The organism is Tritonibacter sp. SIMBA_163 (assembly GCF_046535935.1).
Taxonomy (GTDB): domain Bacteria; phylum Pseudomonadota; class Alphaproteobacteria; order Rhodobacterales; family Rhodobacteraceae; genus Epibacterium; species Epibacterium scottomollicae.
Genome location: NZ_JAWJBP010000004.1, coordinates 213306 through 239404, shown reverse-complemented (window position 1 = coordinate 239404; position 26099 = coordinate 213306). Strand labels below are relative to the sequence as shown.

Annotated in this window: 25 protein-coding genes; 15 read left to right on the top strand and 10 right to left on the bottom strand. The window is 63.8% G+C overall.

Translation table 11 applies throughout. The features are described 5' to 3' along the window. Positions 1 to 18 precede the first annotated feature (18 nt). The gene (locus R0J92_RS10015; RefSeq protein WP_411051562.1) at positions 19 to 1206 is read left to right on the top strand and encodes a cytochrome P450; all 1188 of its coding nucleotides are present in this window, start codon (positions 19 to 21) and stop codon (positions 1204 to 1206) included. A 174-nt stretch (positions 1207 to 1380) separates the two neighbouring features. Here the strand turns inward: R0J92_RS10015 and R0J92_RS10010 are convergent, their stop codons facing one another. Further along, positions 1381 to 2289 (bottom strand): LysR substrate-binding domain-containing protein, encoded by a 909-nt coding sequence (locus tag R0J92_RS10010; RefSeq protein ID WP_411051561.1) that lies wholly within the window; start codon positions 2287 to 2289, stop codon positions 1381 to 1383. Positions 2290 to 2394: 105 nt separating this feature from the next. On the opposite strand from R0J92_RS10010, the gene R0J92_RS10005 reads away from it, so the two are divergent. Then, positions 2395 to 2676, top strand: coding sequence for a hypothetical protein (locus R0J92_RS10005; RefSeq protein ID WP_411051560.1), 282 nt, complete (start codon positions 2395 to 2397; stop codon positions 2674 to 2676). Between the two features lie 105 nt (positions 2677 to 2781). On the opposite strand, the gene R0J92_RS10000 is transcribed toward R0J92_RS10005, so the two are convergent. Continuing rightward, entirely contained in the window at positions 2782 to 3261 is a 480-nt protein-coding gene (locus R0J92_RS10000; RefSeq protein ID WP_106163446.1) for an Lrp/AsnC family transcriptional regulator, read from the bottom strand. Between the two features lie 145 nt (positions 3262 to 3406). On the opposite strand from R0J92_RS10000, the gene cobA reads away from it, so the two are divergent. The 6 genes from cobA (at position 3407) to R0J92_RS09970 (ending at position 8421) form a co-directional block, all read left to right on the top strand. Then, positions 3407 to 4228 (top strand): uroporphyrinogen-III C-methyltransferase, encoded by an 822-nt coding sequence (cobA, locus tag R0J92_RS09995; protein ID WP_411051559.1) that lies wholly within the window; start codon positions 3407 to 3409, stop codon positions 4226 to 4228. Then, the gene (locus tag R0J92_RS09990) at positions 4228 to 4548 is read left to right on the top strand and encodes a DUF2849 domain-containing protein (RefSeq protein WP_411051558.1); all 321 of its coding nucleotides are present in this window, start codon (positions 4228 to 4230) and stop codon (positions 4546 to 4548) included. The genes cobA and R0J92_RS09990 overlap by 1 nt, the downstream gene beginning before the upstream one ends. Further along, positions 4541 to 6208: a nitrite/sulfite reductase gene (locus R0J92_RS09985; RefSeq protein WP_411051557.1), complete on the top strand. Its 1668-nt coding sequence runs from the start codon at positions 4541 to 4543 to the stop codon at positions 6206 to 6208. The genes R0J92_RS09990 and R0J92_RS09985 overlap by 8 nt, the downstream gene beginning before the upstream one ends. Before the next feature lie 3 nt (positions 6209 to 6211). Continuing rightward, on the top strand, positions 6212 to 6973 hold the full coding sequence (locus R0J92_RS09980; protein WP_317385801.1) for a phosphoadenylyl-sulfate reductase: 762 nt from the start codon (positions 6212 to 6214) through the stop codon (positions 6971 to 6973). A 5-nt stretch (positions 6974 to 6978) separates the two neighbouring features. Beyond that, entirely contained in the window at positions 6979 to 7383 is a 405-nt protein-coding gene (locus R0J92_RS09975) for a DUF934 domain-containing protein (RefSeq protein ID WP_411051556.1), read from the top strand. A 156-nt stretch (positions 7384 to 7539) separates the two neighbouring features. Further along, the gene (locus tag R0J92_RS09970) at positions 7540 to 8421 is read left to right on the top strand and encodes a ferredoxin--NADP reductase (protein WP_411051599.1); all 882 of its coding nucleotides are present in this window, start codon (positions 7540 to 7542) and stop codon (positions 8419 to 8421) included. A 102-nt stretch (positions 8422 to 8523) separates the two neighbouring features. Here R0J92_RS09970 and R0J92_RS09965 read toward each other — a convergent pair whose 3' ends face one another. Then, on the bottom strand, positions 8524 to 9354 hold the full coding sequence (locus R0J92_RS09965; RefSeq protein ID WP_411051555.1) for a hypothetical protein: 831 nt from the start codon (positions 9352 to 9354) through the stop codon (positions 8524 to 8526). Between the two features lie 248 nt (positions 9355 to 9602). Here R0J92_RS09965 and infC point away from each other — a divergent pair, with 248 nt between their 5' ends. Both infC and R0J92_RS09955 read left to right on the top strand, forming a co-directional pair. Continuing rightward, entirely contained in the window at positions 9603 to 10151 is a 549-nt protein-coding gene (infC, locus tag R0J92_RS09960; protein WP_106163439.1) for a translation initiation factor IF-3, read from the top strand. Between the two features lie 220 nt (positions 10152 to 10371). Then, positions 10372 to 11010 carry a methyl-accepting chemotaxis protein gene (locus tag R0J92_RS09955; RefSeq protein WP_317385798.1) on the top strand — a complete coding sequence of 213 codons (639 nt, stop codon included), beginning with the start codon at positions 10372 to 10374 and terminating at the stop codon, positions 11008 to 11010. 88 nt (positions 11011 to 11098) lie between these two features. Here the strand turns inward: R0J92_RS09955 and R0J92_RS09950 are convergent, their stop codons facing one another. The 7 genes from R0J92_RS09950 to R0J92_RS09920 all read right to left on the bottom strand — a co-directional run bounded on the left by R0J92_RS09950 (position 11099) and on the right by R0J92_RS09920 (position 19608). Beyond that, positions 11099 to 11884 (bottom strand): FAD binding domain-containing protein, encoded by a 786-nt coding sequence (locus tag R0J92_RS09950; protein WP_411051554.1) that lies wholly within the window; start codon positions 11882 to 11884, stop codon positions 11099 to 11101. Between the two features lie 94 nt (positions 11885 to 11978). Continuing rightward, positions 11979 to 14357: a xanthine dehydrogenase family protein molybdopterin-binding subunit gene (locus tag R0J92_RS09945; RefSeq protein ID WP_411051553.1), complete on the bottom strand. Its 2379-nt coding sequence runs from the start codon at positions 14355 to 14357 to the stop codon at positions 11979 to 11981. A gap of 151 nt (positions 14358 to 14508) precedes the next feature. Next, positions 14509 to 14994 carry a (2Fe-2S)-binding protein gene (locus R0J92_RS09940; protein ID WP_106163435.1) on the bottom strand — a complete coding sequence of 162 codons (486 nt, stop codon included), beginning with the start codon at positions 14992 to 14994 and terminating at the stop codon, positions 14509 to 14511. A 205-nt stretch (positions 14995 to 15199) separates the two neighbouring features. Continuing rightward, complete coding sequence (locus tag R0J92_RS09935; RefSeq protein ID WP_411051552.1) at positions 15200 to 16198, bottom strand: molybdopterin-binding protein; 999 nt, start codon at positions 16196 to 16198, stop codon at positions 15200 to 15202. Then, positions 16195 to 17196 carry an XdhC family protein gene (locus tag R0J92_RS09930; RefSeq protein ID WP_411051551.1) on the bottom strand — a complete coding sequence of 334 codons (1002 nt, stop codon included), beginning with the start codon at positions 17194 to 17196 and terminating at the stop codon, positions 16195 to 16197. The genes R0J92_RS09935 and R0J92_RS09930 overlap by 4 nt, the downstream gene beginning before the upstream one ends. Positions 17197 to 17358: 162 nt before the next feature. Next, positions 17359 to 18627 carry a vWA domain-containing protein gene (locus R0J92_RS09925; RefSeq protein ID WP_411051550.1) on the bottom strand — a complete coding sequence of 423 codons (1269 nt, stop codon included), beginning with the start codon at positions 18625 to 18627 and terminating at the stop codon, positions 17359 to 17361. 63 nt (positions 18628 to 18690) lie between these two features. Continuing rightward, a complete protein-coding gene (locus R0J92_RS09920) occupies positions 18691 to 19608 on the bottom strand; it encodes a MoxR family ATPase (protein ID WP_317385792.1) in 918 nt (305 codons plus the stop codon). A 187-nt stretch (positions 19609 to 19795) separates the two neighbouring features. On the opposite strand from R0J92_RS09920, the gene R0J92_RS09915 reads away from it, so the two are divergent. From R0J92_RS09915 to R0J92_RS09895, 5 genes are all read left to right on the top strand, one after another. Then, positions 19796 to 20824: a glycosyltransferase family 2 protein gene (locus R0J92_RS09915; protein ID WP_411051549.1), complete on the top strand. Its 1029-nt coding sequence runs from the start codon at positions 19796 to 19798 to the stop codon at positions 20822 to 20824. Beyond that, a complete protein-coding gene (locus tag R0J92_RS09910; RefSeq protein ID WP_411051548.1) occupies positions 20824 to 21492 on the top strand; it encodes a sulfotransferase in 669 nt (222 codons plus the stop codon). Before R0J92_RS09915 ends, R0J92_RS09910 begins: the two co-directional genes overlap by 1 nt. Continuing rightward, complete coding sequence (locus R0J92_RS09905; protein WP_411051547.1) at positions 21492 to 23855, top strand: glycosyltransferase family 2 protein; 2364 nt, start codon at positions 21492 to 21494, stop codon at positions 23853 to 23855. The genes R0J92_RS09910 and R0J92_RS09905 overlap by 1 nt, the downstream gene beginning before the upstream one ends. A gap of 2 nt (positions 23856 to 23857) precedes the next feature. After that, positions 23858 to 24955 carry a glycosyltransferase family 2 protein gene (locus R0J92_RS09900; protein WP_411051598.1) on the top strand — a complete coding sequence of 366 codons (1098 nt, stop codon included), beginning with the start codon at positions 23858 to 23860 and terminating at the stop codon, positions 24953 to 24955. A gap of 126 nt (positions 24956 to 25081) precedes the next feature. Continuing rightward, a complete protein-coding gene (locus R0J92_RS09895; RefSeq protein WP_317385788.1) occupies positions 25082 to 26077 on the top strand; it encodes a phosphoadenosine phosphosulfate reductase in 996 nt (331 codons plus the stop codon). The last annotated feature ends 22 nt before the right edge of the window (positions 26078 to 26099 follow it).

The window sequence follows — 26099 nt, the reverse complement described above, 5'->3', positions numbered from 1 at the left end:
CGGCAAAAAGCTATATCCATGAAGACACTGACCCAATCCCCGACCGAGCCGGACTTTGTCCAGAACCCCTACCCGTTCTATGACGCCGCGCGCGCCAGCGGCAAAATCGGCTATTGGCAGGACTACAAGATGGCCGCGGCCTTCAGCCATGACGCGGTGCATATGCTGCTACGCGACCGCCGCTTCGGCCGCGAGATCCCGGCAGAGATGGCAAGCGAGGGGCCGGCGCATCTCGCACCCTTCCTGGCCGTGGAGGCGCATTCAATGCTGGATGCCGAGCCCCCACGTCACACCCGCCTGCGCAAACTGGTGATGCGCGCCTTCACCAGCCGCGAAATCAAGGCGCTGGCGCCGGGGCTGGAAACGCTGTGTCATGATCTGATCGACGCCTTTCCGCAGGACGCGCCCTTCGATCTGCTGACAGACTATTGCACCCAGGTGCCGGTGATCGCGATCTGCCGGCTGCTGGGGGTGCCGGAAGAGATGGCGCCGCAGCTTCTGGACTGGTCGCACAAGATGGTGGCGATGTATCAGGCCTCCAAAACGCCCGAGACCGAACATGCCGCCGCCCGCGCCAGCCAGGAGTTCATGGACTTCCTGCGCGTATACGTCGAGCAGCGCCGCAGCACCCCTGGCGAGGATCTGATCACCCGCCTGATCCAGGCGGAAGAGGACGGCGAGAGCCTCACCACGGATGAGCTGATCGGCACTTGCATCCTGCTGCTGAACGCCGGGCATGAGGCCACGGTGCATTCGCTGGGCAACGGGGTGAAGACCATGCTGCAGAAAGGCTGGCAGCCCGACTGGCTGGTGCCCGAGGGCATCAGCGGGCTGGTGGAGGAGATCCTGCGCTATGACCCGCCGCTGCATATGTTCACCCGCTACGCCTATGAGGAGGTCGAGATCTTCGGCCATGCCTTCCGGCGCGGCGATCAGGTGGCCTTGATGCTGGCCGCCGCCAACCGTGACCCGGAGGCGCTGGAGCGAGCCGATCAGTTCGACCCGACCCGCCCGGCCAAGGTGAACAAGAGCTTTGGCGGTGGTCTGCATTTCTGCGTCGGCGCGCCGCTGGCACGGATGGAGATGGAGATTGCCCTGCCGATCCTCTTCGCCCGCTGCCCGGATCTGAAACTGGCGGCAGAGCCGGTGTTTTCCAACAGCTACCATTTTCACGGGCTGACCCAACTTCTGGTGACCCGCAACTGACAGTGAGTGGGGGGCTCCCGCCCACGCGGCAGGGATCACAGATCCCCTTGCGCAGTTGGGCCCGGCGCCGCTGACGCGGCGCGGCGCTTCTGTTTCACCTTTTATCAAATACCTCGGGGTGAGGCGCGATCGCGCCGAGGGGGCAGCGCCCCCTTCTCCGCAACCCGCGTTCCGTCACTCCGGCAGAGCCGAAAGCGCCGCCCGGCACGGCCCCTCCATGAGCCAGTCGCGAAAGGCGGCCACCTTGGGGTCATGCCATTTCTGCCGCTCGCCGATCAGCGCATAAGCCCCCTCCGGCGTGCCGCAGGTCATCTCGGGGAAGGGCAGGACCAGATCGCCGCGCGCCAGTTCATCTTGGCACAGCACCAAATCCGCCATCACCACACCGGCCCCCATCACCGCCGCACGCGTGGCCATGTCGAGGTTGGGAAACACCTCGCCACTGACCGCATCCACCTGCTCCACACCGAAATGCTGCACCCATGTGGGCCAGTCGCGGCGGCGCGGGCTTTCATGCAGCAGGCGGTGCTGCGCCAGCGCCTCGGGCCCCTCGGCCAGCCCCGGCAGCAGCGACGGCGCGCAGGCAGGCGCAAGGATCATCTCGAACAAGGGCAGCACCTCGATGTCCTCGGGCCGTCCGGGGCGGTTCTGCAGGGAGATGCCAAGATCATACTCCGAAGCCTCGAACCCCTTGTTGCTGTAGAAATCGGTGGTCAGCCGCAGCTTGATCTCCGGATGGGCCGCGCGAAACTGCTCTAGCTGCGGCAGCAGCCAGCGGATCGACAGGGTCGGCGGGCAGATCACCCGCAGCTCTGCCGCATCCGCCGCGATCTGCTCCACCTCCTGCATCATCATCGCAAAGGCCTGCGTCAGCACCGGATAAAGCCGCCGCCCCGCGGTGGTCAGCGCCACCCCGCGGGCATGGCGGTGGAACAGCTGCACGCCCAGGTGATCCTCCAGGATCTTCACCTGACGGCTGATCGCGCCACGGGTCACAAACAGCTCCTCCGCCGCAGTGATGAAGCCCTCGTGGCGGGCGGCGGCCTCGAAGGCGCGCAGGGCATTGAGGGGCGGCAGACGCATCACATCACCATGGATCAGTTTTCCTGATCCAATTGTGGAATTTAAGTGGTTTGCGCGCAAGCCCCCTCGCCCCCTATCCCTGCGGCAGGAAACGGAGGCCATGGCATGATCGATTTACTGAAAAAAGACGCAGCGCAGCCGCTGTCCGTACGCGCGCAGCCGGTTCTGGATTGGATTTTACGCGCTATCCTCATCCGGAAAACTATGCCTGTCCCCGCAGCTGGCCACGCAGGGGTGCAGGTGCCGCATGACGTGCTGCAGCGACTGGCGGAGACCTCGCCGCATCTGCTGGCCGACATTGGCATTCGGTCCACGGACCAGGTGGAGGCCACATCACCCTGGCAGCTGGACGACGGTCGGCACCTGATGCTGCGCCCGCCGCTGTGATCGGCAAACGGGGGTGACAGCCGCCAGAACCATGGCCGCCGTCGCCCTACCCAAAGGTCAGTTCAGGCCAAGGTCAGTCCGCCGCGCGGCCAATACACTCTGGGGTCAGTCCACCCGGATCTGCTCCAGCGGCAGGTGAGTGGTGGATTTGATCTCCTCCATCGACAACAGCGCGGTGACATTATGCACCCGCACCTCGGAGATCAGCGCCTGATAGAACTTGTCATAGGCACGTGCGTTCTTCACCCGAACCTTCAGGATATAGTCGATATCGCCTGCCAGCCGGTGGGCCTCCTGCACTTCGGGGCGTTCCTGCAGGGCCTTGAGAAAACTCGCCTGCCACGCGGCCTCATGCTCCGAGGTGCGGATCAACACGAAGAAACAGGCCTCGAACCCCAGCGCCTCGGCATCTAGGATCATGGTCTGGTTTCCCACCACGCCAGCCTCGCGCAATTTACGGATGCGATTCCACACCGGGGTCTTGGAACTGCCCACTTGCTTGGCAATTTCGTCCAGAGATTGGCCTGCATCGCGCTGCAGTTCCGCCAGAATTTTCCGGTCCGTGGCGTCGATCCGCACAGTCATTCCAAATTTCTCCCAAGTTGAGGACGTCCGGACCTTGGCCCTCCGGGCAGCGGGACATGTGTCCTTATTCTCCCGCGCATGTAGCGGTCAGGTGGGAATATTTCCTATATCTAGTCACAAGTCAAACACAGGAACGGAGGCTTCAATGCCGCGCGACACCCATCATATCCCCGCCCCCGTGCCGCCCCTCGCGGGAGCCATGGGCGTGATGTGTCCGGGCGTGGTGGCCTTTGCGGGCTCCGGGCCGGGCGATCCGGATCTTCTGACCCTCAAGGTGCTGAAGGCGCTGCGCGAGGCGGATGTGATCCTGTTTGATCGTCTGGTCAGCGCCGAGATCATGGCGCTGGCCCATGACGGTGCCATTCTCGAGGACGTCGGCAAGGAGGGCTTTGGCCCGTCGATGGCGCAGGAAGACATCTGCGCGCGGCTGGTGCATCACGCCCAACGCGGCCGCAAGGTGCTGCGGCTGAAATCCGGCGACCCGACCATCTTTGGCCGCCTCGACGAAGAACTCACCGCCTGCGAAGCCGCCGGTATCGACGCGCAGATCCTGCCCGGCATCACCGCCGCCTCTGCCGCCGTGGCCGCCATCGGTCAGAGCCTGACCCAGCGGGGGCGCAATTCCTCGGTGCGGTTTCTGACCGGGCACGACATGAAGGGCTTTGCCGATCACGACTGGGCGCAGCTGGCGCGCTCTGGTGAGGTGGCGGCCGTCTACATGGGCAAGAAGTCCGCGCGCTTCGTGCAGGGCCGCCTGCTGATGCATGGGGCCGACCGCGACATGGCCGTAACCGTAGTGGAGAACGCCTCCCGCGCCGATCAGCGCGTGCTGGCCACCACCCTTGACACACTGCCCGCCGATCTGGCCGCCGCCGCCTTTGCTGGCCCGGCACTCACCTTCCTCGGGCTGGCGCCGCGCGTTGCCGTCGCTGCCGCCCACGACAAAATTCAGATGGAGCTTGCCTGATGGCCCGTGCATTCACCCCCAAAGTCGTCACCGCCAATGATCTTCTCGAAGGCGACGTGATCTACCTGACCGCCGCCAACACCTGGACCCGCGAGCTGCAGGCAGCCGAGTTGATCACCGACGAGGCCGAAGCGCAGCTGCGTCTGCTGGAAGCCCAGAGCCAGCCGCAGATCGCCGTTGGCGCCTATCTCGCCGATGCCAAACCCGGCGAGCAGGGCCCCGAGCCCACCCATTTCCGCGAGGAGTTCCGGCGCACCGGCCCCTCGAACTATGCCCACGGTAAGCAAGAAGCCAAACTGGAGGCCACTGCAGATGTATAAGTACAACGACTTCGACTCCGCCTTCCTCGCCGAACGCAACCGTCAGTTCCGCACTCAGGTGGAGCGCCGCATCGACGGCGCCCTCACCGAGGATGAGTTCAAGCCGCTGCGCCTGATGAACGGTCTCTATCTGCAGCTGCACGCCTACATGCTGCGGGTGGCGATCCCCTATGGCACGCTGAACCCGAACCAGATGCGTGCGCTGGCGCTGCTGGCGGCGAAGTGGGACAAGGGCTATGGCCACTTCACCACCCGCCAGAACATCCAGTACAACTGGCCGAAGCTGAAGGACGTGCCGGACATGCTGGACGCGCTGGCCGAGGTGAACCTGCACGCCATTCAGACCTCCGGCAACACCATCCGCAACGTGACCGCCGACCATTTCGCCGGTGCCGCCGCAGATGAGATCGAAGATCCGCGCCCCATCGCCGAGTTGATCCGGCAATGGTCCACCGACCACCCGGAATTCCAGTTCATGGGCCGCAAGTTCAAGATTGCCGTCTCCGGTGCCTCCAACGACCGCGCGGTGCTGAAGGCGCATGACCTCGCCGTGCAGATCGTTAAGAACGACGAGGGCGAAGTCGGCTATCAGGTGCTGGTCGGCGGTGGCCTTGGCCGCACACCGATGATCGGCAAGGTGCTCAATGACTTTGTCGCCGCCGATGACCTGCTTCCTTATATCGAGAGCGTGATCTCGGTCTGGAACCAGCTGGGCCGTCGCGACAACAAGTACAAGGCGCGCATCAAGATCACCGTGCACGAGCTGGGTCTGGAGAAGATCCGCGAGCTGACCGAGGAACGCTTTGCCCAGGTGCGCCCGACCTTCGGCGGTGCCGATCAGGCGCTGTTTCAGGACATCCAGCGCCACTTTGCCGCGCCTGAATTCCGTGACGGCGGCACCGAGGGCTTTGACGCCGCTTACGACTCCGACCCGGTGTTCCGCGCCTGGGCCGATACCAACCTCGCCGCGCACAAGGCGCCGGGCCATGCGATCGTGACCATCTCGACCAAGAAACACGGCGCGACGCCGGGCGACGCGACCGCGGAGCAGATGCGCGAGATGGCGGATATCGCCGAAGAGTTCGCCTACGGCGAGCTGCGCATCAGCCATGAGCAGAACGTGATCCTGCCGCATGTGCACAAGAACGACCTGCCGGCGATCCACGCGCGTCTGAAGGCCGCCGATCTGGCCACCGCCAATATCGGTCTGATCTCGGACATCATCGCCTGCCCCGGCATGGATTACTGCGCGCTGGCCACCGCCCGCTCGATCCCGGTCGCGCAGGAGATTGCCACCCGGTTCGAAGACCTGAAGATGGAGCACGACGTGGGCCATCTGCAGATCAAGATCTCCGGCTGCATCAACGCCTGCGGCCATCACCATGTGGGCCATATCGGCATCCTTGGTCTGGATCGCGCCGGTGTCGAGAACTACCAGATCACCCTTGGCGGTGATGCGACCGAAACGGCAGCGATCGGCACCCGCACCGGGCCCGGCTTTGCCTATGACGAGATCGTCCCCGCGGTGGAACGCATCGTGGCGACCTACCTGGAGCAGCGCGAGAGTGCGGAGGAGGAATTCCTCCAGACCTATCGCCGGGTCGGTATGGAGCCCTTCAAGGCGGCGCTCTACCCGGCCTCCGAGAAAAAGGTGGCCTGAGCCATGACCCGCATTGACCAGGAAATACAGGGCCAGCCCGCGCCGTCGCGCAGCGCGTTGGCCCTGGCCGAACAGGTGGCGGCGCTGAACGCGCGGTTCAAGCACCATTCGGCCACCTCCGTGATGGAGGGTGCCCTTCGCGATGCCGGACACATCGCCCTGGTCTCCTCCTTCGGCGCGGAATCGGTGGTGCTGTTGCATATGGCCGCGGTGATCGACCCGATGGTGCCGGTGCTGTTTGTCGACACCGAACTGCTGTTCACCGAAACGCTGGTCTATCAGCAGGAGGTGAGCGAGCGTCTGGGCCTGAAGAACGTGCGTGTCATCAAGGCCGATGACATCGCCGAAAAGGACCCTTACGGCGCGCTGCGGTTCTCCGACACGGATGCTTGCTGCGCCCTGCGCAAGACACTGCCGCTGCAGCATGCGCTGGCAGGCTATGACGGCTGGATCACCGGTCGCAAGCGGTTCCAGTCCGGCACCCGCGCCGCGCTTGACTTCTTTGAGGTCGAAGACGGAACGGGACGGATGAAGATCAACCCGCTGGCCCATTGGGCGCCCGAGGATGTGCGCGCCTATATGGATGAGAACCGCCTGCCCCGTCACCCGCTGGTGGCCAAGGGCTATCCCTCCATCGGCTGTGCCCCCTGCACCAGCCCGGTGAAGGAAGGCGAAGATCCCCGCGCCGGTCGCTGGCGCAACCAGAACAAGGAAGAATGCGGCATCCACGTGGTGGATGGCCAGTTCGTCCGTACAGGAGCTTGAGTGAGATGAGCGTTATCGTAACCGACGCGGGCTTTGCCCATGACGACTGGACCGGCGGCTTTGAGGGCGCACATGTGCTCGACCTGACGTCTGACACCGACCCGGCCTCGCTGAAAGGCCAGCTGGACGGCGTGGAGATGATCCGCGTTGACTTCCCGGCCTTTTCCGACGGGCGTGGATTTACCATTGCGCGCATGCTGCGCCTGATGGGATATGACAGGCGCCTGCGTGCCAAGGGCCATGTGATCTCGGATCAATATGCCATGGTGCGCCGGGTGGGTTTTGACGAGGTGGAGATTTCCGACGATCTCGCCACCCGCCAGCCCGAAGGCGAATGGCTGTTCCGTGCCAATTGGCAAAGCCATAACTACCAGGCCCGCCTGCGCGCGCAGTCCAACGCCGCGCGCTAAGCCAGCCCCCAAGACACCGCCGTCAGGCCTCTCTTTTCCGGCCCCGCATGCCCCATGCCGGGCCGGATCTGCGCAAGATCGCCGCAGGAGGGGTTCCCCTGACCTGGATCAATGCTTAATCAGAGGTGCCGGCCTATCCCCGCTGGCAGAGACATGATGAACGAGATTGCCGCCGTGACCGAGACTGTGAGTGAGCCTGTGACCGAAGCCGTTGCGCCTGAAAAGGCAAAACCCGCCCTGCCCGACGCCCAGATCGTGACGCAAGTCAAACACTGGACGGACCGGCTGTTTTCCTTCCGCTGCACGCGGCCTGCATCCTTGCGCTTTCGCTCGGGCGAGTTTGTGATGATCGGTCTGATGAACGATCCCGACCCCAAGACCGGCAAGGTGAAGCCCTTGCTGCGCGCCTATTCCATCGCCTCGCCGAGCTGGGACGAGGAAATGGAGTTCTACTCGATCAAGGTGCAGGACGGCCCGCTGACCTCCAAGCTGCAGCACATCAAGGTCGGTGACGAGATCATCCTGCGCCCGAAACCCGTCGGCACCCTGGTGCATGACGCGCTGATCCCGGGCAAGCGGATCTGGTTCTTTGCCACCGGCACCGGCTTTGCGCCCTTTGCCTCGCTGCTGCGCGAGCCGCAGACCTATGAGGACTACGACGAGATCGTCATCACCCACACCTGCCGCGAGGCCGGTGAGTTGACCTATGGCCGTGAGCTGATCGAAAGCCTGAAGACGGATGAGCTGCTGAATGAGGTGATCGGCGAAGGCTTCTGGAAGAAGATCAAATACTACCCCACCACCACCCGTGAAGAGAGCGCCAAGATGGGCCGCATCACCGACCTGATGCGCTCTGGCGAGGCGTTTGAGGATCTGGGCGTGCCGCCGCTGAACCCGGAAAGCGACCGCGCGATGATCTGCGGCAACCTTGCGTTCAACCTGGAACTGAAGGACCTGTTTGAAAATACCTATGGTCTGGAAGAAGGCGCGAACTCCAAACCTGCGCATTTCGTGGTGGAAAAAGCCTTCCTCGACTGATCTGCCAGCCCCGCCTGGGGCACGCGCAGTCAGGACAAACAAAAACGCCCTCGCGAGAGTATCGCGAGGGCGTTTTCATTTTGCGGTCGTCCGACGTGCGGATCAGTAGCCCAGAGCAGAGCGCGCCTGTTGCAGCGCCGCTTTCAGCAGATCCGGGTTGTCGCGCGCTTGGGTGATCGCCGATTTTACGGCAGTCTTTTTCAGCGGGTCCAGCTCGGAGCTGTCGATCATCTCGACAACCTTGTCGTAGTTGAACCCTTCCGGGGTCAGCAGAGCGGCCGGAGTTTCGGCGTCCACAGTCGCATCGGCAGCGACATCACCCTCCACGGTGCCCTCATCCACAAGCGCATCGCCCGCGTCCGGGGAAAGGGTCTCCTGCACTGCGGCGGCGGAGTCCTCTGCGGTATCCTGCGCGCCAGACGCCAGATCAGCGGCCCCTTCGCTCACGGCCTCGACCGCATCGGATGCGGTGTCCTGTGCAGTTTCAACGGCACTCGCGGCACCATCCTGCACGGCCTCTACCGCGTCAGACGCGGTGTCCTGTGCAGCCTCAACGGCGCTTGCGGTGCCATCCTGCACAGCCTCTACCGCGTCTGCAGCCTGCTCCTGTGCGCTCTCAGCTGTGGCGGCGACACCCTCGCTGATGTTGGCTGCTGCCTCAGATGCTGCCTCGGCTGCATTCTCAACCGCGTCAGAGGCTTGTTCGGCCACCGCGTTGGCAGCTTCTTCCGCTTCGGCTGCCGTCTCTTCGACCTCGGCGGTGGCATCGGTCTCATCAGTGCTGTCGGTCTCTACCGGGGTGGCAGGCTCAGCTTCGTTTGCAATCTCTGTCGGTGTTTCTGTTACAACCGGTTCCTCGGGCTGGTTCAGATACCAAACGGCCCCGGCAACAACCACGAGGCCAACAGCGGCGCCCACTCCTGCGATTTTCATGGCAAAGTCCTTCGATGCTATCGTCCCGATGTGGGACGGATTGCACATGTACTTCTGATGGAATGCCGCCTACAACAAGGGGGAAGTCGCAACAGACGCTCCCCTCGGCCATGCTTTGCCAATGTGACCGGGACTGGCGTGAAAACTCTCGCCAATCGTGAAAAGCCCTGTGTTTCCGGCTTGCAAGACCGCCAGACACCCTTTAGTTTCCCGGCTCAAATTTCTGCAATTATCAAAGGATAGAACCCATAGCTCGCAGACCTCATAACGCGCCGCCGACCCGTGATACCGGCCCGCGCGTCAACGACAAAATCCGCGCCTCCGAAATCCGCCTGATCGGTGCAGATGGCGATAACGTCGGTGTTGTGCATCCTGCCAAGGCGATGCAGATGGCTGAAGAGGCTGGTCTGGATCTGGTAGAGATTTCACCCAACGCCGCCCCGCCCGTCTGCAAGATCATGGACTACGGCAAGTTCAAGTATGAACAGCAGAAACGCGAAAGCGAAGCGCGCAAGAAGCAGAAGATCATCGAGGTCAAAGAGGTCAAGTTCCGTCCCAACACGGACACCCACGACTATGAGGTGAAGATGCGCAACGTCTTCAAATTCCTCGAAAATGGCGATAAGGTCAAAATCACCCTGCGGTTCCGTGGTCGTGAAATGGCCCACCAGAACCTTGGTCGTGAGCTGCTGCACCGCGTCGCCGGCGACATCAAGGAAATCGGCAAGGTCGAGAACATGCCGAAGATGGAAGGTCGTCAGATGATCATGATGATCGGCCCGCTGCCCGCGAAATAAATCTCCGGCCTTGTCACACCGGTGACTGTATAAAGCCTCCCCCAGATTGCTGCGGGGAGGCTTTTTGCTTCGTCGTCTCGCTTGGCCTGCCGTTGGCCCCTGTCGCGATGCTCCATGAAGGCGAAAATCGTCGCGCCATCGCAAACTTACCGATCATCGTTAGCAGTGCCTTAAGAGGAATGGCATAGGTTCTCTCCGTGCATCATAGGAACGGACCCGCATGAGCCTCACTGACATTCAGAGCAACGCGTTGATGGCCATCGGCCCCTGCCGCATCGCATCCCTCTCGCTGGTGGCGCTATCGCATCAGCCCGCCGATGCCGACGAACCTTCGGGCAGCAGCCGGGCGCAGAAACTCTCGACCGCACGCATCGAAACCGCCTTTGGAATGCTCTCAGAAGGGCTCGATGCCCAGCTGGAGGCGGCGAATCATCAGCTCCCTCCCGAATTGGACGACCAGCGTCAGGCCTGCATCCGCGTTCTGGAACCGCTTCACGCCGCGGTGACCTCCGGCTCCGGAACGGTATTGTCCCGGATCGGCGCAATTCCAAAGGTTGCAGAGCTCTGTCTGGAGCAGCTGGAGCCAACGGTGTCCCGGTTCCTCGAGGATCTGGTCCAGCATCTCGGCGACGCCGAACGCAGCCGCGAGGCCAAACGCTCCGGCGACATGCTCGAAGCAGTCCGCAACGCCGAAGCGGTGGGTCGCAATATCCGCCTGATCGCCTTCAACGCCTCGATCGAGGCGGCGCGGATCGGGGATCAGGGCAAGGGCTTTGCGGTCATCGCCACGGAAATCCGTGGCCTGGCCGACCGCACCCAGTCCCTGCTGACCGAAATCGCCGGTTTCATGCGCGCCTGACAGTCCGATTTCAGAGACCGCATGACAAAGGCGCCACAGGAGGTCCTGGGCGCCTTTTGCTGTTGGTGGTCTACATCCTGTCGCTGGATCAGCTGGCCGCCGCCACGGCCCGTTTGGTCATGACGCCCACCAGATGAGCGCGATAGGCCTTGGTGCCGTGAATGTCGCCTATCATGCCATCGGCCTCCACCGTCAGCCCGCTGATCGCATCGGCGGAAAAATCCGTCGCCAGCGCCGCCTCGGCCGCGCCCCAGCGGAACACCCCCTCTTCCGACGCGCCGGTCACGGCCACCCGCACGCCGTCCGCAAACCGCGCCACAAACACGCCCACCAGCGCAAAGCGCGAGGCCGGTTGCAGGAACTTCTGGTAATTTGCCACCTCAGGCTGCGGGAACTTCACAGCGGTGACAATCTCGCCCTCCTCCAGCGCGGTTGTGAACATGCCTTGGAAATAGTCATCTGCCGCAATCTCGCGGGCATTTGTGACGATGGTGGCACCAGATCCCAGCACCGCTGCCGGATAGCAAGCCGCCGGGTCATTATTGGCGATCGAGCCGCCCAGTGTGCCGCGGTTCCGAACCGCCGGATCGCCGATCTGCCCCGCCAGCGCTGCCAACGCCGGATAGGCCCCCGCGCCCTCTGCCACGTCGGCATGGGTCATGGCGCCGCCAATGACCAGCTGTCCGCCTTCGCTGCGGATGCCTTTCATCTCGTCAATGCCACTCAGGCTCACCAGGGTGGAGGGCATCGCAAGCCGTTGTTTCAGCGTCGGAATCAGGGTCTGCCCGCCGCCCAGCGCCTGCGCATCCTCTTCGCTCAGCGCCTTCGCGGCCTCCGCGACGCTCGCTGGTCGCGCGAACTCAAACTCATACATCGCTCATCCTTTCCGAAAGTTCCCCTGCGCGGGGCTTTCATCTTTTTCCAAATACCTCGGGGAGCGCGAGGGGCAGCGCCCCTCGCCCCATCTTTCAGCCCTGCATGGCCGCCCAGACCCGCGCGGGGGTCAGCGGCATGTCGATATGGGTCACATCCTTGCCGGCAGAGCGCAGCGCATCCACCACCGCATTGACCACCGCCGGCGGCGAGCCGATCGCCCCGGCCTCGCCACAGCCCTTCACCCCAAGCGGATTATGGGTGCAGGGCGTCTGGCAGGAATGATCGACCTGATAGAACGGCACATCATCGGCCCGCGGCATGGCGTAATCCATGAACGACGCCGACAGCAGCTGTCCGTCCTCATCATAGACACAGCCCTCCAAGAGCGCCTGACCGATGCCCTGTCCAAGACCGCCATGCACCTGCCCGTCGACGATCATCGGGTTGACCACATTGCCAAAGTCATCGGCGGCGGCAAAGCGTTCGATGGTCACCTTCCCCGTATCGGGATCGACCTCCACCTCGCAGGCATAGGCCCCCGCGGGATAGGTGAAGTTCGCCGGGTCGTAGAACGCCGTCTCCTCCAGCCCCGGTTCGATCTCCTCCAGCGGATAGTTATGCGGCACATAGGCCGCCAGGGTCACATCGCCCCAGGCCACGGATTTGTCGGTGCCGGCGATCGAGAACTGTCCGTCCTTCAGCTCGACATCCGCATCCGAAGCCTCCATCAGATGGGCGGCGATCTTCTTGGCCTTGTTGATGATTTTCTCGGTTGCCTTCACCATCGCCGAGCCGCCCACCGCGAGGGAGCGCGAGCCATAGGTGCCCATGCCCATCGGCGTGTTGGCGGTGTCGCCATGTTCGATCTCCACCATATCCTCGGGGATGCCGATCATCTCGGAGATCACCTGCGGAAAGGACGTCTCGTGTCCCTGGCCGTGGCTGTGACTGCCGGTCATCACCACGATGCCGCCGGTGGCGTTGACCCGCACCGTGGCGCTCTCATAGAGGCCCGCCCGCGCGCCGAGCTGCCCCACGAGGTTCGAGGGCGCGATGCCGCAGGCCTCGATATAGCAGTTCACTCCCAGACCGCGCAGCTTGCCGGCCTTCTCGCTCTCGGCTCGGCGCCCATCAAAGCCCTTGATGTCGGCGATCTCTTCGAGCTTGTCCATCGTCGCCACGTAATCGCCGGTGTCATATTCCACCGCCACAGGGGTGGCATAGGGAAACTCGGTGATGAAGTTCTGCCGTCGAAGCGCGATGGGATCGACGTTCAGCTCTCGGGCCGCCTTGTCGATGACGCGTTCCAGCTGATAGGTCGCTTCGGGCCGCCCCGCGCCGCGATAGGCATCGACCGGCACCGTATTGGTGAACACCGCCTTGACGTTCACGTAGATCAGCGGCGTCTTGTAGGTGCCCGCCATCAGCGTGCCGTGCAGCCAGGTGGGCACCGAGGGCGCAAAGGTCGACAGATAAGCGCCCATATTGGCGTGAGTGTCGGTGCGCAGCGCGGTGAAATTGTTGTCCGCGTCCAGCGCCAGTTCGATCTTGGTGACATGATCGCGGCCATGGGCGTCGGACATGAAGGCCTCGCTGCGCGAGGAGGTCCATTTTACCGCCCGGTTCAGGGCCTTGGCGGCAAAGGTGCAGAACGCTTCTTCGGCGTAGTGAAAGATCTTGGAGCCAAATCCGCCGCCCACATCGGGTGCCACCACGCGCAGCTTGTGTTCCGGGATGCCAAGCACAAAGGCCCCCATCAACAGGCGGATCACATGCGGGTTCTGGCTGGTGGTATAGAGCGTGCTCTCACCGGTGGCGCGGTTGAAATCGCCCACCGCCACGCGCGGCTCCATCGGGTTGGCGACCAGCCGGTTGTTGACCAGTTCCAGCGTGGTGACATGCGCGGCATCCTCAAACGCCTTGGCGACCGCCTCCTTGTTTTCCTCCACAAAGCCCCAGTCGTAACAAAGGTTGGAGGTCAGATCGTCATGCACCTTGGGCGCATCCTCGGCCAGTGCCGCCTTCATGTCGATCACGGCGGGCAGGTCTTCGATGTCCAACTCGATCGCCTCGGCAGCGTCTCGCGCCTGTTCGGCCGTGGCGGCCACCACGGCAGCGATGGGGTCGCCCACGTGGCGGACCTTGCCCTGTGCCAGAACGGGGTGTGCCGGTTCCTGCATCACCTCGCCAAAGCGGTCGGTCACCTGCCAGCCGCAGGGCAGCCCGCCGACGGCTTCGAAATCCGCACCGGTAAAGACGCGCAGCACCCCGGGCATCGCCGCCGCAACTGCAGTGTCGAGGGACGTGATCCGCCCATGCGCCACGTCCGAGCGCAGGAAATGCACGTAGGCCTGACCGTTTACGTTGATGTCGTCGGTGTAATTGCCGGTCCCGGACAGGAACCTGATGTCCTCTCGCCGTTTGCTGGCGGCGCCGATGCCGCTCTCCTTGGCGTCGATATCCTTGGGCATAATCCAATCTCCTCCCAGAAATACGGGCCGGGTCATGTGGCGGCGCAACCGGGCTCCTCTTCCCGTCAACGCCTGACCGAACGGTCCGTCGGAATGTCACAGGGTACTTGCAGCCCATCCCGGGACGGGCTGTTACGCGTTTTCGCCGGTGCTACTCTGCCGCGATGGCAGAGACATCCTGACCGGAGGCCGCCATGATCGCCTTGACGATATTGTGGTAGCCGGTGCAGCGGCAGAGGTTGCCCTCCAGGTAGTGGCGGATCTCGCCCTCGGAGGGTTTCGGGTTGTCTTTCAGCAGCGCGGCGGCCGACATCACCATGCCCGGCGTGCAGAAGCCGCATTGAAGCCCGTGATGTTCCTGAAACGCCGCCTGGATTGCATTCAGCGTGCCGTCAGCGGCGGCCTGGCCTTCGATGGTGGCGACCTCTGCCCCCTCGGCCTCGAGCGCCAGCATGGTGCAGGCTTTCACTGCCTTGCCGTCCACATGCACGACGCAGGCGCCGCATTGGCTGGTATCGCAACCGACGTGGGTGCCGGTGAGCCCCTGCTGGTCGCGCAGGAACGACACCAGCAATGTGCGACCTTCGACATCCCCGGACATGGGCGTGCCGTTCACGGTCATGGAGACCTTCGTCATAAAATCCTCCCTAGCTTGAAATCATTTGTCTGGCTGAGGTCAGTTAACCACGGGTCAGGACGTGGCGCGAGGATTTTATGCGGCAAGGCATGGCGGAAGAAATCGGGGAGTTTGCAGACTTCGTCAGGCCGGAAGGCTGGACAGCGCCTGGCTCCCCCGGGAAGGCGCTTCACGCCTCCCCAAGGACAGGCACGGCCCTCGGAGTTTACTCCCCATCCCGCCGCGGCCGCGGCCGGGTCGGGATTTCCTTTAACAGCCCGCCGACCCCCATGGCGGCAATATCCGCCGACGTCACGTCAATGCCGCAGACCACTCGTTCCAGCACCCAATCCGCGCCATTGAGCGCTGGTGATCGGGCACAGCCCGGCAGGCCGATCACCGGCTTTTCACCCAACTGGCCAAGGAACAGCAAATTGCCCGGATCCACCGGCATGCCGAACCGCGTGACCGTGCCGCCAGCCAGCCGCACCGCCTCCGGCGCGACATCCGCCGGATCCGAGGTGGCAGAGCCGGTGAGCACAAACAGCACCTCCCCCGGGGCCGCACGCAGGGCGGTGGCGATCTCGGGCGCACAATGCGGCACCACCACGCGAGGACTGAGGGAGAGCCCCATCCGGTCCAGCCGCCCGGCCATGGCGGCGCGGCCCTTGTCGGACGGCATGTCTTCGGTGACGCGGGTCTCGACCAAAGTGGCCGAGCCATAGTGCGGCAGAACCACCCGTATCGCCCCGGCCGCCTGCGCCAGCGCCACCAACAGCTTTGCCTTCGGCACGGCGTAGGAAATAATCTTGATCGTCGCGATCATGCCCCCCGCATCAACCCGGTGATAATCCGGCACCGTGGCGACAGAGATCATCGGATCGACACTGTTGATCGCCCCCACCTGCGCCGCCGCCACCCGGGTAACGCCGGGCGCAAGCGCATAGAGGTTGACCCGTCCCGCCCCGGCGCCCGAAATGCGCAGGCCCAGCGCCGCGGCATCCGGTGCCATTGCCTGCGCGAGTCGCAACGCGGCGTCATCCTCATGCAGGTCGCCGGGGTCGAGCCGGGCCACGATGACCTCGGTCAGCCCGGCCTGCTGCAGTTCCTGCAGGTCCTCCGGCGTCAGGGTGGTGCCCTTGGCGATGCGCCGCCCCGCCCCCTGCAGCGAATGGGCAAGCAGGCAGCCCTCGGCCTGCCCGACCGGCACCGGGCCGAACTTCATTCCGCCTTGCCCCGCAGCACAGCCGTCATCTCAGCGAGGATCGACACCGCGATTTCCGCCGGGCTGGCCGCGCCGATGTCGAGACCGACCGGGCCGTGAATGCGGGCGATGTCGTCCTGCATGAACCCTGCGGCGATCATCCGCTGATGGCGCTGGCCATGAGTGCGTTTGGAGCCCAGCGCACCGATATAGAAACACTCCCCCCGCAGCGCCGCCATCAGCGCCGGGTCATCCAGTTTCGGGTCATGGGTCAAGAGCACCAGCGCGGTGCGAGAATCCAGCCCGAGTTTCTCCACCGCCTCATCCGGCCAGTCGTCGAGAATGCGCTCACCCGGGAAGCGTTCGGCAGAGCCAAAGGCAGCGCGCGGCTCGATCAGCACCGGGTCATAGCCGGCGATCCGGGCCATCGGCAGCAGCGCCTTGGCGATATGGACGGCGCCTACCACAATCAGCCGCAGCGGCGGGTTGTGCACCGCCACAAATGTAGTGCCGTCCTCCTCGACACCGGAGCGGTCCAAGCGCATGCGGTCGGGGTAGGAGGCGAGATTGACCAGATGGCCATGACCGCTCGTCAAATCCACCTCATAAGCCAGCGGGCGGCGTTCGGTGCGGGCCAGCACCAGCGCCTCCAGCACCTCTGTCTTCAGCGTATGGCCGACCGGTTCCAGCAGCACCTTGATGGTGCCACCGCAGGCCAGCCCGACGGCGAAGGCATCATCGTCGCTGACGCCAAATTCCAGCAGCTTGTGGGTGCAAGCCTCCAGCGCCGCCTGCGCCTCCAGGATCACCGCGCCCTCGACACAGCCACCGGAGACTGAGCCCTCCATCCGGCCATCGCCGGCAACCACCAGCTGAGAGCCGGTCCGCCGCGGCGCCGAGCCCCAGGTCTGCACCACCGTGCACAAGACCGCACCGACGCCCTCGCGGTGCCACTGCAGCGCCAGCTCCGGCGCATTGTCAAAGATGGTGAAGTCGGCCTGTGCGGTGCCAATTGTCATGGTGAAAATCCCGGTGCCTGTTGTCCCTCAAGCTTGCGCCTGACGGGGTGAAATTCAAGAACAATCCGTGCCAAATTGCCGGTGTTTTGTCACCCGGTATCGGGCGGCGTGACCTCCGGCCTGAGGGGCCCGTCGTCCGGCAAAGCGGCCTCGCGCAAGGCCTCAGCCCTGCAGCATTGCCATCAGCCGCGCCTTCTCGCCGCTGTCCTCGGGGCGGGAGAGCGCCTCGGCCAGCGCTTCCAGCGAGGCGATGTTGTGGCCGGCGCGAAAGCTGTCCACATGCGGCAGCATAGCACGGATGCCCTGCGCACGGGGAGCAAACCCCTTCCAGCGCATCAGCGGGTTGAGCCAGATCAGGTGGCGGGCGGAGCGCTGCAGGCGCTGCATCTCGCGGCTCAGATCCTCCGGCGCTGCGCGGTCGAGCCCGTCGGTGACCAGCAGAACCACAGCGCCCTGCCCCATCACCCGGCGCGACCAGTCGCGGTTGAAGCCATGCAGGCAATCACCGATGCGGGTGCCGCCCTCCCAGTCCTGCGCTTCCGCCCCGGCGGCGGCGAGGGCCGCATCCACGTCGCGTTGCCGCAGATGGCGGGTGATATTGGTGAGGCGGGTGCCGAAGGTAAATCCATGCACATTGGCCCAGCCCTGTGTCTTGCGACCGCCGCGCGCATTGGCGACAGCATGCAGGAACTGCAGCACCATACGGCTGTACTGGCTCATCGACCCGGAGATGTCACAAAGCACCACCAGGTTCGGATATCGTGTCGCGGGGCGCGTCAGAGCGATCCGGTGCAGCTCGCCGCCAGTGCGGCAGGCGCCACGCATCGTGCGCCGCCAATCCGCCCGCGCGCCCAGCGGTGACGGTAGATGGCGGCGCGTTTTCATCGGCTTGACCGGCAGGGTGAGGCGGGCCAGCATGCGCTTGGCCTGTTCCAGTTCCGCGATACTCATCTGCTCGAAATCCAGCGTCTTCAGCCGTTCCTCAGCCGACAGCGTCAGGGAGGCGTCGATTTCGATCTCGGTGCCCTGCTCCTGCCACTCCTCCGGCAGATCCTCGGGCAGCCGCCCCTGCAGCAGCGCCTCGGCGGCGCGTTTTTCGGCCGGTTTCGCAGCGCGCTCCTGCTGCACGCCGCGGATCGCTGGCAGCATCGCCGCCATCATATGTTCCAGATAGCGCGGGTCGCGCCAATAGAGCCGGAAGACCTGCGCAAATACCACGCGCTCTTCGGGCCGCGACACGAAACAGGCATGCAGGCACCAGTAGAAATCCCGCCGCGAGGTAAAGCCCGCCGCCGCCACCGCTTCTACCGCGCCCAACACCCGCCCGGTGCCGACCTTCAGCCCCGCCTTGCGCAGGGCGCGCGCGAAATGTGTGAGATTGGCCACCAGCTTCGGGTGCTCCGGCAGGACAAGCGGGGCATAGCCTGCCATCAGCCCCGACGGGGGCCTTGCCCCCGCACCCCCAAGGTATTTTCAAAAAGATGAAGGCTCATGTCAGCCCTCCGGCAGCGCGGCACGGGCCTGATCAAGCAGGCGCTTGGCCTCGGAGCCCTGAAGTTTTGCAATGTCGTCCTGATATTTCAGGATCGCGCCCAGCGTGTCGGCGATGACCTCGGGGCTGAGCGTCACCACGTCGAGCGCCAGCAGGCAGTTGGCCCAGTCGATGGTCTCTGCCACCCCCGGCTTCTTGAACAGATCCTCGGTGCGCAAGGCCTGCACAAAGGCCACCACTTCGCGGCTGAGAGTCTCGGCGGCCTGCGGCACGCGGGCGTGCAGTATTTCCAGTTCGCGGTCGAAGTCCGGATAGTCCACCCAATGATAGAGGCAGCGCCGTTTCAGCGCGTCATGCACCTCGCGAGTGCGGTTGGAGGTCAGGATTACCGTTGGCGGCTCTGGTGCCTTGATGGTGCCCAGCTCCGGGATGGTGACCTGAAAATCAGAGAGCGCCTCCAGCAGGAAGGCCTCGAAGGGTTCATCCGTGCGGTCCAACTCGTCGATCAGCAAAATCGGCGCGCCGCGCGTATCGGGCTGCATCGCCTGCAGCAGCGGGCGAGCGATCAGATACTCCTCGGAGAACAGCTCGGCCTGCAGCGCCTGACGATCAGCGCTGCCGGTGGCCTCGGCAGTGCGGATCGCCACCATTTGTGCCGCGAAGTTCCATTCATAGACGGCGCTGGCGGCATCCAGCCCTTCGTAGCATTGCAGCCGGATCAGGGGGCGGTCGGTAACGGTGGCCAGAGCCTTGGCGATCTCGGTTTTGCCAACCCCGGCTTCGCCTTCCAGAAACAGTGGCCGGCCCAACCGCGCAGACAGGAACACCACCGTCGCCAGCGCCCGACCACAGACATAGCCCGCCTCGGCGAGCTGCGCCTGCACCGCGTCGATGGAGTGAAATCCGCCCTGCTCCGTCATGTCGCCCCTCCCGTTGCTTGCGACCAAGAGGCCACGCCCGCAGCGGCGCGTCAAGCGGAGGAGCTGCAACAGATCGTCAGTTCCCCGTCGCCGGAGATTGACGACACGCGCCGGCGGGTGCAACAAGTCAGACGCGTCGGAAGATCCGGGCACGCGGGCGGCGTGGACGAGGGGAAGGAACAGCGACATGCGCATCACTGCGGTGACCTGCGTCAAGAATGAAGGCCCGTTCCTGTTGGAGTGGATCGCCTACAACCGCCTGATCGGCGTGACAGATTTCCTGTTCTACTCCAACGATTGCACCGACGGCACCGATGCGCTGCTGGACGCGCTGGCCGCGCGCGGCGGTGTCACCCATCTGCCCAACCCGGCACAGGGGCGCGCCTATCAGATGGAGGCGCTGAAGGACTGCGCCCATCGCCCCGTCGTTCAGAACGCCGACTGGCTTTGGATCGCGGATGTGGACGAGTTCCTGAACATTCACGTGGGCGATCACAGCATCCCGGCGCTGATCAACGCCTGTGACGATCCGCAGGCCATATCGCTCAGCTTCCAGTTCTTTGCCAGCGGCGGCATCGAGGCCTTTGAGGACCGTCCGGTGATCGAACAGTTCACCCGCTGCCACAATCCAGACATCTGGTGCGGCGAGACGGCAATCGAGGTCAAAACCCTGACCCGCAAGGACTTTCCGCTCGGGTACTACGGCGCGCATCGTCCGTTCCTGAAGAAGAACATCGCCGCAGAGGCCCGCCCGCGCTGGTGTGATGGCGGTGGGCGACAGGTGCAGCACCGGTTTCTCGTCGCCGCCAACCCGCGGCGCATCCGCAAATTCCCGGCCAAGGGCGCGCGCGCATTGGCAACACTCAACCATTACGCGCTGCGCTCGCTCGACAGCTATCTGGTCAAGAACGACAGAGGCGATGTGAACCGCGAGAACCGCGCCTTTGACGACACCTATTGGCGTGAGCGCAATGATCCCGTCTGGGAGGACCGCTCGATCCTGCGCATGCTGCCCGCGCTACACACCGCGCTGGATGAGATGAAAGCCGACCCGGAGATCGCACGGCTGCATGCGGACTGCGTCGCACGGCACCTGGCGCGACGCGACGCGTTGCTGACCCAGCCCTCCTATCAGGCCATGCGGGCGCAGCTGCAACGCGCCTCTGTCCTGCCGCCGCAGGAAGAGGACATGCTGACACGGTTGGGACTGCTGTAGTGGCCGTGAGCATCATCAACCTCGGCCTGCCCAAATCCGGGACCACCACGTTGAAACACGCGCTGGACCGGGCCGGATATACCGTGGCCGATCACCGCATCAAGGCGCGCGAGACCCCGGATGACCCCGCGGACCGGGTCTTTGTCGGGGCGCTGATGTATGAGGGGCTGTATAAATACGGCGACCCGCTGGCCCTGCTGAAAGACTATGATGCGCTGACCGAAGTGAGCTTTATCTACGGTGGCACCTCGGTCTGGCCACAATGTGACCATGCCATGTTGCTGGCGCTGCGCAAACTGCACCCCAAGCTGTGTTTCATCGCCACCCGGCGCGCCACCGAGGAGTTGGCGCGGTCCATCATGCGCTGGAACAACCTTGGCAAACTGCGCATTCCGTTGTCGACGGTTCCGGGCCTGCCCGTGGGCTATGGCCATGAGGTCGACGAGCAAATGATCTGGATCGATGGCCATTACGAGGCGCTGACCCATTGGTTCCGCACGGACCCGCTGTATCTGGAGCTTGATGTGGCGGCGCCTGATGCGCGATCTAAGCTGGAACGATTTCTGGGCTACGACCTGCCGTGGTGGGGGCAGTCCAACATCAATCCCGAAGACCGTGACACGCCGGAGACGGGTGCGGAACCGACAGAAGAGAAAGACGCGGACTGATGCGGATCTACTTGCATATCGGTGTTCACAGAGCGGCCAGTGAACGGTTGCAGGCCGTTCTGGCCGACAAGCGCGACCTCTTGATAAGTCGGGGCGTGATGGTGCCACGTGCTGCAGGCCCAAAGAACCACACCCGCCTTTTCATGGCCGTCACCGATCCGGATCACGTGGATCCCCTGCGCTACAACCGGGGCTTTATCGGGGCGGCCAAACAGGCCGAGCTGCGCGAGGGGCTGATGGAGGCCCTGCGCGCGGATGTGGCAAAGCACGCCCCGCATACGCTGATCCTGAGCGCCTATCAGCTTGGCACGCAGCTGTCGCGCCCGAGCGAACTGGCGCGGTTGAAGGCGTTGCTCGCGCCGCTGTCGGACGACATTCGCATTGTTGCGCATCTGGAGGCACAGGCGCGCCTGTTGCCCGAGGTCTTTGCCGAGCAGGTTCAGGAGGGCCGCGCAAACGGTCTGGCGCGCGAAGTGGAACTGACGCGGGAAGACAGCTGGTGGGCGGCGGCACAGGACACGCTGCCGCCGGTGGACCCGCAGGCCGGCCAGTTCGAGGAAACCCAGGGCGCCCCCTACTGGCTGGATTATCAGGCGTTGCAGACGGTCTGGGAAGAGGTCTTTGGCCCCGGCTCCGTGGCCTTTCGCAGCTATGACGCGGCGCTGTTCGACAGTGCCGAGGTGACGGACGAGATCTGCGCCGCCTTTGACATCGAAGGGCAGATTGGCCGCGCTGCGCCGGCAAAACCAACGCCGGCGATCTCTGCCGCCTGGCTGACGCGCGGACGACAGTTCAACGCACTGCTGCTGAAACTGCTGGCGCAGGGCAATCACATCCTGCCGCGCAAGCTGTGGCGGCAGATGATCCAGGACCTGCATGTGGACGGCCCGACCATCGATCCTGCGCGACTGGGCGCAGTGACGCGGTTTTTTGCGGCGGACAATGCGCGGCTCTGCGCCGTCCATCCGGACCTGTCGCCAGAGGTGTTCGAGGTCGCCGCCTCGACCGAGGATTGGGTGGAAGCCGACCCGCAAATGGGGTTTCGCGCCTCGCAATACCTGCTGGCCTTCCTGCACCGGATCGAGAAGGCGACAGCGGAGGAACGCGCCGCACGCGAGGGGGACCTTCTGGCGCACCAGAGCGCTCGCGCGGCGCAGGACAGCGCAGCGGGTGCCGCACCCTCGGCCAAGGCGCGCCGGTTGTTACCCCCACTGGCGCTGAAGAACTTCGCGATGTTGCAGGGCTCTTCGTTCAAACCGCATGATCGCCTTGGTCAGGTGGACGAGACGGCTCAAATGCCCCCCTATACGGAGGTGGCCCCGCGCAAACTCCCAAAAGGGCAGAGCGGCAATGTCATAGTTGGCTGCATGAAGGATGAGGCGCCCTATATCCTCGAATGGGTGGCTTATCACCGCATGATTGGGGTCGATCATTTCCTGATCTACACCAATGGCTGCAGCGACGGCACCTCGGAACTGCTGGACCGCCTGCAGGCGCTCGGCATCCTGCAGCACCGCAACAACGACAACTGGAAGGGCAACTCCCCCCAGCAATATGCGCTCAATCAGTCGCTAAAAGAGCCGGTCATAAAACAAGCGGACTGGGTGATCCATATCGATGTGGATGAGTTCATGAACGTGCGCTGCGGCAATGGCACATTGGCGGATTTCTTTGACCATGTGCCGGACGCCACCAATGTCGCGATGACATGGCGATTGTTTGGACACAATGGCGTCACCACCCTCAATGACCGTCCGGTGATCGCGCAGTTCGATCATTGCGCACCGAAGTTCTGCCCCAAGCCGCATACGGTCTGGGGCTTCAAGACCATGTTCAAACCCATTGGCGCCTATAAGAAAATCTCCTGTCACCGGCCCAACAAGCTGGAAGAGGATAAGCGCGCGCAGGTGAAATGGGTCAATGGCTCCGGTCAGGACATGACGCAAGAGGTGGCGGACAACGGCTGGCGCAGCTCGAAAAAATCCATCGGCTATGACCTGCTGCAACTGAACCACTATGCGCTGCGCTCGGCCGAGAGTTTCCTGGTCAAACGCCAGCGCGGCCGGGCGCTGCATGTGGATCGCTCGATCGGGCTCAACTACTGGATCCGCATGGACTGGAACGACCATCGCGATGTCACCATTCAGCGCAACCTGCCGAGGATGCAGGCGGAACTGGCGCGGCTGCTGGAGGACAAGACCCTGCGCGATCTGCATGAGGCCGGGTTGGCTTGGCACCGCGCAAAAGCCGCAGATCTGCATCAGGTGCCGGAGTTCGAAGAGCTTTATCGTCAGGCATTGGAGATCGACATCACCGCAACCGAACGCGTGGCCTGGGCGCTCTCGCTGGATCTGGAGAGCTGATGATGCGCACGCTGGCTGTTTTGACCGTCCGCAACGAGGCCGCTTATCTGCTGGAATGGCTGGCGCATCACAAGGCGGTGGGGTTTACGGATTTCCTCGTCTTATCCAACGATTGCGACGATCAGACCGTGGCGATGCTGGATCGGCTGGACGAGCTGGGCCACCTCGCGCATGTGGAAAACACCGGCCCCTTTGACAAGGGCGGTATCCAATTCACCGCCATGAAACGTGCCGACAAGCACCGGCTGACCAAACGTGCCGACTGGATCATGGCGCTGGATATCGACGAGTTCGTCAACATCCACGCTGGCAAGGGCCAGATCAGCGATCTGCTGGAGGCGCTGCCGCAGGCCGACGCGATCACGCTCACCTGGCGGCTGTTCGGCAACGCGGATCAGGTCCGCTATCAGGGCGAGCGCGTCACCGACCGTTTCACCCGCGCCGCCCCTGCGGTGATGCACTGGCCGTGGCGCGCGTCGATGTTCAAGACCCTGTTTCGCAACTCCGGCGTTTACCGCAAGATCGGCATCCATCGCCCCCGCAGCGTAAAGGACGACGACGCGCTGGACCACTATCGCTGGTTCGACTGCGTCGGACGGGAGTTGATGGGGGATTTCAAAACCAAACGGGTGTTTTCCAACTACGGGCAGGACAATTTCCAGCTGGCGCAGCTCAACCACTATCCGCTTGGCGCGATGGAGAGCTATGTGCTCAAGGCTGATCGCGGTCGCGCGGTCCACTCGGATGATATGCTGGATATCGACTACTGGGTGGAACGCAACTTCAACACCGAAGAAGACACTTCGATCAGCCGATACCGCCCGGCCCGCGACGCCATCCTGGAGATGTTCCTGGAGGACGCGACGCTGACAAAGCTGCATGACCGCGCGGTGCAATGGCGCAAGGACCGCTTTATGGAGCTGATGCGCGCGGAACCCTATCGCGCCCTGTTTGGCCGCTTGATGATGACGCCGCAGTCGCGCCCCATCAACCAGGTCACCGGACGCACGCTGGCAGGGTTTGCCATGTTGGGACGACGCGCCGCGCAGGCGGGCGGCAGCAATGACAGCGGAAAATCTCCCCCCAAGGACGACAGCTGAGCATCAGTTATCCCCAATGCGGCAACAATCGCCGACAATTGGGCCAAGCTTTTTCTAAATTTAGCCTCAATCTGCGCCTACTTCTGTCGGTGAACAAAGCCGACAAACGGGTGGCAGGTGGCGCGTATGCAAGACGACACAGATATCCTCGAGCAAGACCTCTCCGGGTTGAAGCCCGCCGAATGGCAGGCGCGTCTGGCGGAGATGGCCGAGGAAAACGGCATGTATCAGCCGCTTGGGGATCGCCATTTTGCCACGTTCATTGATCAGGGCAACACCTTGCTGGTGACGTTCGAGAGCCGTCAGGGCATCGAGAGCTTCTCCGAGACTGCGCAGCCGCTTGGTTTTGATCTGGTCAAGAATCTGGGCTGGTCCCATCTGTGCCTGATATCCGATGGTGACACCTGGTTCCGCGAAGCCCGCATCTATGGCTTCTTCGATCAATTGATCGACGATGGCTTCTTTGAAGAATTCGACAATGTGGTCTTCTACGGCGCGGGCCCCTGTGGCTACGCGGCGGCGGCGTTTTCCGTTGCCGCCCCCGGTGCCACGGTGGTGGCCATTCAGCCGCAGGCCACGCTGGACCCACGTATGACCGAATGGGACGACCGCTTTGTCGAGATGCGCCGCACCTCCTTCACGGACCGTTACGGCTATGCCCCGGATATGCTGGATGCCGCCGATCAGGCCTTTGTGCTCTTTGACCCCTATCAGTCACTGGACGCGATGCATGCCGCATTGTTTGCGCGTCCCAACGTGACCCGCCTGCGCATGCCCTGCATGGGCGATGCGATCCAGACCCGGCTGATTGAGATGGAGATCCTCTATCGGATCATGTCCCTGGCGGGCAGCGGACGTCTGACGGCCCAGTCCTTCCACCGGCTGGCACGCGCGCGGCGCGACAATAATGTCTATCTGCGCAATGTGCTGAACAGGCTCGACTACCTCGAACGCCCCTATCTGAACGTGCTTCTGTGTCGAAACGTCAATGATCGCCGCCGAATGCCGCGCTTTCGCCGCCGCCTGCGCGATCTGGAACGCCGCGGCGCGGAGGGCGAGTTCCGCCTGCCCCCCGGCACGGTACTGCCTCAGGACAAGTCCCAGACCGACAGCGGGCATTAACCCGCCTTCCCAAGCTCATGGC

Excerpts from the sequence above, each read along its gene's own strand:
- R0J92_RS10015 (WP_411051562.1), top strand. The coding sequence starts at position 19 with ATGAAGACACTGACCCAATCCCCGACCGAGCCGGACTTTGTCCAGAAC.
- R0J92_RS10010 (WP_411051561.1), bottom strand. The coding sequence starts at position 2,289 with ATGCGTCTGCCGCCCCTCAATGCCCTGCGCGCCTTCGAGGCCGCCGCC.
- R0J92_RS10005 (WP_411051560.1), top strand. The coding sequence starts at position 2,395 with ATGATCGATTTACTGAAAAAAGACGCAGCGCAGCCGCTGTCCGTACGC.
- R0J92_RS10000 (WP_106163446.1), bottom strand. The coding sequence starts at position 3,261 with ATGACTGTGCGGATCGACGCCACGGACCGGAAAATTCTGGCGGAACTG.
- cobA (WP_411051559.1), top strand. The coding sequence starts at position 3,407 with ATGCCGCGCGACACCCATCATATCCCCGCCCCCGTGCCGCCCCTCGCG.
- R0J92_RS09990 (WP_411051558.1), top strand. The coding sequence starts at position 4,228 with ATGGCCCGTGCATTCACCCCCAAAGTCGTCACCGCCAATGATCTTCTC.
- R0J92_RS09985 (WP_411051557.1), top strand. The coding sequence starts at position 4,541 with ATGTATAAGTACAACGACTTCGACTCCGCCTTCCTCGCCGAACGCAAC.
- R0J92_RS09980 (WP_317385801.1), top strand. The coding sequence starts at position 6,212 with ATGACCCGCATTGACCAGGAAATACAGGGCCAGCCCGCGCCGTCGCGC.
- R0J92_RS09975 (WP_411051556.1), top strand. The coding sequence starts at position 6,979 with ATGAGCGTTATCGTAACCGACGCGGGCTTTGCCCATGACGACTGGACC.
- R0J92_RS09970 (WP_411051599.1), top strand. The coding sequence starts at position 7,540 with ATGAACGAGATTGCCGCCGTGACCGAGACTGTGAGTGAGCCTGTGACC.
- R0J92_RS09965 (WP_411051555.1), bottom strand. The coding sequence starts at position 9,354 with ATGAAAATCGCAGGAGTGGGCGCCGCTGTTGGCCTCGTGGTTGTTGCC.
- R0J92_RS09955 (WP_317385798.1), top strand. The coding sequence starts at position 10,372 with ATGAGCCTCACTGACATTCAGAGCAACGCGTTGATGGCCATCGGCCCC.
- R0J92_RS09950 (WP_411051554.1), bottom strand. The coding sequence starts at position 11,884 with ATGTATGAGTTTGAGTTCGCGCGACCAGCGAGCGTCGCGGAGGCCGCG.
- R0J92_RS09945 (WP_411051553.1), bottom strand. The coding sequence starts at position 14,357 with ATGCCCAAGGATATCGACGCCAAGGAGAGCGGCATCGGCGCCGCCAGC.
- R0J92_RS09940 (WP_106163435.1), bottom strand. The coding sequence starts at position 14,994 with ATGACGAAGGTCTCCATGACCGTGAACGGCACGCCCATGTCCGGGGAT.
- R0J92_RS09935 (WP_411051552.1), bottom strand. The coding sequence starts at position 16,198 with ATGAAGTTCGGCCCGGTGCCGGTCGGGCAGGCCGAGGGCTGCCTGCTT.
- R0J92_RS09930 (WP_411051551.1), bottom strand. The coding sequence starts at position 17,196 with ATGACAATTGGCACCGCACAGGCCGACTTCACCATCTTTGACAATGCG.
- R0J92_RS09925 (WP_411051550.1), bottom strand. The coding sequence starts at position 18,627 with ATGGCAGGCTATGCCCCGCTTGTCCTGCCGGAGCACCCGAAGCTGGTG.
- R0J92_RS09920 (WP_317385792.1), bottom strand. The coding sequence starts at position 19,608 with ATGACGGAGCAGGGCGGATTTCACTCCATCGACGCGGTGCAGGCGCAG.
- R0J92_RS09915 (WP_411051549.1), top strand. The coding sequence starts at position 19,796 with ATGCGCATCACTGCGGTGACCTGCGTCAAGAATGAAGGCCCGTTCCTG.
- R0J92_RS09905 (WP_411051547.1), top strand. The coding sequence starts at position 21,492 with ATGCGGATCTACTTGCATATCGGTGTTCACAGAGCGGCCAGTGAACGG.
- R0J92_RS09900 (WP_411051598.1), top strand. The coding sequence starts at position 23,858 with ATGCGCACGCTGGCTGTTTTGACCGTCCGCAACGAGGCCGCTTATCTG.
- R0J92_RS09895 (WP_317385788.1), top strand. The coding sequence starts at position 25,082 with ATGCAAGACGACACAGATATCCTCGAGCAAGACCTCTCCGGGTTGAAG.